This is a genomic window from Falsiroseomonas sp. RANM36, from assembly GCF_056682175.1.
This window is the reverse complement of the sequence record NZ_JBWXTD010000002.1, coordinates 485,869-489,357: the sequence shown is the minus strand read 5'-3', so window position 1 is coordinate 489,357 and position 3,489 is coordinate 485,869. Positions and strand designations below refer to the sequence as shown.

At 73.9% G+C, this 3,489-nt stretch carries 4 protein-coding genes and 1 pseudogene; all 5 read left to right on the top strand.

Annotated elements, in window-relative coordinates:
• Window positions 1-200, top strand: a pseudogene (locus tag AC1MIR_RS03180) (hypothetical protein); the annotation flags it as partial.
• A gap of 5 nt (window positions 201-205) precedes the next feature.
• Window positions 206-1,414, top strand: a complete 1,209-nt coding sequence (locus AC1MIR_RS03175) for a CaiB/BaiF CoA transferase family protein (RefSeq protein WP_480026734.1) — start codon at window positions 206-208, stop codon at window positions 1,412-1,414.
• On the top strand, window positions 1,414-2,010 hold the full coding sequence (locus tag AC1MIR_RS03170; protein ID WP_480026733.1) for a carboxymuconolactone decarboxylase family protein: 597 nt from the start codon (window positions 1,414-1,416) through the stop codon (window positions 2,008-2,010). Before AC1MIR_RS03175 ends, AC1MIR_RS03170 begins: the two co-directional genes overlap by 1 nt.
• Window positions 2,007-2,864 (top strand): amidohydrolase family protein, encoded by an 858-nt coding sequence (locus AC1MIR_RS03165; RefSeq protein WP_480026732.1) that lies wholly within the window; start codon window positions 2,007-2,009, stop codon window positions 2,862-2,864. The genes AC1MIR_RS03170 and AC1MIR_RS03165 overlap by 4 nt, the downstream gene beginning before the upstream one ends.
• Window positions 2,865-2,880: 16 nt before the next feature.
• Complete coding sequence (locus tag AC1MIR_RS03160) at window positions 2,881-3,282, top strand: hypothetical protein (protein WP_480026731.1); 402 nt, start codon at window positions 2,881-2,883, stop codon at window positions 3,280-3,282.
• Window positions 3,283-3,489: the final 207 nt, after the last annotated feature.

Sequence of the window (3,489 nt, the reverse complement as noted above, 5' to 3'; positions counted from 1 at the left end):
GCGGCGGGTGGGTTCCCGGCGCGCCCCCCCCGCGGGGCCCGGGGGGGGGGCCGCCCCCCCCGCCGGGGGCCGCCGGCGCCTACATGGATTTCCGCTTCGGCGACCTCGGCTGGCGCGACCGCTGCCCGCGCTTTTCCGCCTGGCAGGAGGGCTTCGCGCAGCGCCCGTCCATGCTGGCGACGCCGATCGTGGACGCCTGACGCGCATGCCCGGACCGCTTTCGCATATCCGCGTGCTCGACCTCGGCCGCATCATGGCGGCGCCCTGGGCGACGCAGATCCTGGCCGATCTCGGCGCCGACGTGATCAAGATCGAGCGGCCGGGCGCGGGCGACGACACGCGCAGCTGGGGCCCGCCCTTCCTGGCTGCGGAGGACGGCACGCCGACGAAGGAGGCCGGCTATTTCCTGGCGGTGAACCGCGGCAAGCGCAGCGTCACGCTCGACATCGCCAAGCCCGAGGGGCAGGCGCTCGTGCGGCGCATCGCCGGCACCGCCGATGTCGTCGTCGAGAATTTCCGGGTCGGCGCGCTGGCGAAATACGGCCTGGATGCGGCCAGCCTGCGCGCGCTGAAGCCGTCGCTGATCTGCTGCTCCGTCACCGGCTTCGGCCAGGACGGGCCGCGGCGCGACCAGGCGGCGTACGACTTCATGATCCAGGCGATGGGCGGGCTGATGAGCGTGACCGGCGAGGCCGACGGCGCGCCGCAGAAGGTCGGCGTGCCGATCGTGGACCTGATGACGGGGATGTACGCCGCGGTCGCGATCCTCGCCGCCCTGGCGAACCGCGAGAGGACCGGCCAGGGCGAGACGATCGACCTCGCGATGCTCGATGTGCAGGCGGGGTTCCTGGCGAACCAGGCGATGAACTGGCTGGTCGGCGGCAAGGTGCCGCACCGCGCGGGCAACCGCCATCCCAACATCCAGCCGCAGGACGTGTTCCCGGCGAAGGACGGCCACATCGTGCTCGCGGTCGGGAATGACGGGCAGTTCGCCAAGCTGTGCCAGGCGATCGGCCGGCCGGACTGGGCCGCCGATCCCCGCTTCGCCCGCAACGCCGACCGCGTGCGCAACAACCCCGTGCTGACGCCGCTGCTGGCCGAGCGCTTCGCCGACTTCACCCGCGCGGAGCTGACGGGCCTGCTGGACGCGGCCGGCGTGCCCTGCGGGCCGATCAACACCGTGCCCGATGTCTTCGCCGACCCGCAGGTGCGGCACCGGGAGATGCTCCGCGACTTGCCGCATCCCCTGGCCGGGCGCGTGCGGCAGGTGGTCAGCCCGATCCGCCTCCAGGACGCGCCGCTTTCCTTCGAGACGCCGCCGCCGACGCTCGGGCAGCACACCGCGGAGGTGCTGGCCGAACTCGGGATCGGCGAGGCGGAACGCGCGCAGCTTGCGCGCGACGGGGTGATCTGATGGCACCGCGCATCCCCCTGCCCGGCCGCGAGGAGCTGGACGCGGCGCAGCGCGAGGTCTGGGACCGCGTGGTGTCCGGCCCGCGCGGCCAGGTGATCGGGCCTTTGCGCGCGGCGATCCACAATGCCGAGCTCGCGGGCCGCTGGTCGGCGCTGGGCGAGGCGCTGCGCTTCGGCACCTCGTTGCCGAAGCGCCTTTCGGAACTCGCCATCTGCGTCACCGGGCGGCGCTGGAGCAGCCAGGTGGAGTGGTACGTCCATGCCCGCGTCGCCGCCGATGCGGGCATCGCGCCGGACATCCTCGACGCGATCCGCGAAGGCCGCCCCCCGGTCTTCCGCGATGCGCAGGAGGCGCTGGTCTATGAGTTCGCGCGGCTGCTGCAGCAGGAGGGCAACCTGCCCGATGCGCTGCATGCGCGCGCCTGCGAGGCCTTCGGCGTGAAGGGCGTGGTCGAGCTGACCGCGCTGATCGGCTACTACACCATGGTCTCGATGACGCTGAACGCGCATGGCGTGCCCTTGCCCGATGGCGTGCCGGATCAGCTTCAGCCGCCGCCGAAGGGCCTGTTCCGGCTGCCGCCCGCGGCGCCGGGATGACCGCGCGAAGCCCCGCGCCGGAGGTCTCGCGGCCGCGCCATGCGGTGCCGCCGGGCGCCTGCGACACGCATACCCATGTGTTCGACGCGCGCTTCCCGAATGGCCCCTCGCCCTATGCGCTGCCGCTCGCCGCGCTCGAGGTGCATGCCGCGATGCGCGCGACGCTCGGCCTGGCCCGCGCGGTGCTGGTGCAGCCCGCGCCATACGGGCGCGACCCGTCCTGCCTGCTGGATGCGCTGGCGCATGCGGAAGGCCGGCTGCGCGGCGTGATGATCGCCGATGCGGGCGTGGCCGACGCGACGCTCGAAGGCTGGCACGAGGCCGGCATCCGCGCGCTCCGCTTCGTCGAGATGCGCGCGCCCGGCGGCAGCGGCCGCTATCCCGGCGCGATCGGAGTGGAGGCGCTGCATGCCCTTGCGCCGCGGCTGCGCGCGCTGGGCTGGCAGGCGCATCTCTGGGCGAGCGCCGCGCAATGCGCGGAACTGCTGCCCGGCCTTGCGCGGCTCGGCGTGCCGCTGGTGGCGGACCATCTGGCGATGCCGCAGGGCGCCGACGATCCGGCCTTCGACGCGATCCTCGGCCATCTCCGCGACGGCGATCTCTGGGTGAAGCTCACGCTCTGCCGCGCCGCGCAGGCCGGCGGCATCGCAGCGCTGCGGCCGCTGCATGACAGGCTGCTGGCCGCCAACCCGGATCGCCTGCTGTGGGGCTCGGACTGGCCCTATGTGCGGATGGACCCCGCGCCGGATGCCGGCGCGATGCTCGACCTCTGCCTGGACTGGATCGCGGACGACGCCCTGGCGCGGCGCATCCTGATGCAGAACCCGGCAAGGCTGTTCGGCTTCGAGGACTGACAAAGGGAGGACGACGATGATCACCCGCAGGATCGCCCTAGCCGCACTGGCCCTGCCGGCGCTGGCGCGCGGCGCGCGCGCCCAGGCCTTCCCCGACCAGCCGGTCAAGCTGATCGTGCCCTTCGCCACCGGCGGACCGGCCGACATCATCGCGCGCATCGTCGGCCGCAGCATGGGCGAGAAGCTGGGGCAGCCGGTGGTCGTGGAATCGCGCGCCGGGGCCGGCGGGCTGATCGGCGTGGACGCGGGGGCGGGGGGGCCCCGCCCCCCCCCCCCCCCCCCCCACGCCCCGGCGGGAGAGATGCCGGAACACGCGCCAGGCGCCATGCAGCGCAGCGCGCGTCGTCGCTGGCGCCTGCGCGGGAATGGGCGGCGCATGCCGCGGTCTGGCGCGATACGGGATCCGCGCCGGCCGTGACGACGCCAGACGGACTGCCTCGGCGGACGCCGCGCCCTGCTTCCGCGCCGGCGCGCCGCCTTCGGAACATCACCGCGTCACACACGAAGGACCTGACAGAATGACCGACATCGTCGAGACCACCGAGACCGAAGCCGAGCCGCGCGCCCAGGCGATGGCCATGGCTGCCGCGAAGAAGACGGCCCGCAAGCCGGCCGCGAAGAAGGC

Excerpts from the sequence above, each read along its gene's own strand:
- AC1MIR_RS03160 (WP_480026731.1), top strand. The coding sequence starts at position 2,881 with ATGATCACCCGCAGGATCGCCCTAGCCGCACTGGCCCTGCCGGCGCTG.
- AC1MIR_RS03165 (WP_480026732.1), top strand. The coding sequence starts at position 2,007 with ATGACCGCGCGAAGCCCCGCGCCGGAGGTCTCGCGGCCGCGCCATGCG.
- AC1MIR_RS03170 (WP_480026733.1), top strand. The coding sequence starts at position 1,414 with ATGGCACCGCGCATCCCCCTGCCCGGCCGCGAGGAGCTGGACGCGGCG.
- AC1MIR_RS03175 (WP_480026734.1), top strand. The coding sequence starts at position 206 with ATGCCCGGACCGCTTTCGCATATCCGCGTGCTCGACCTCGGCCGCATC.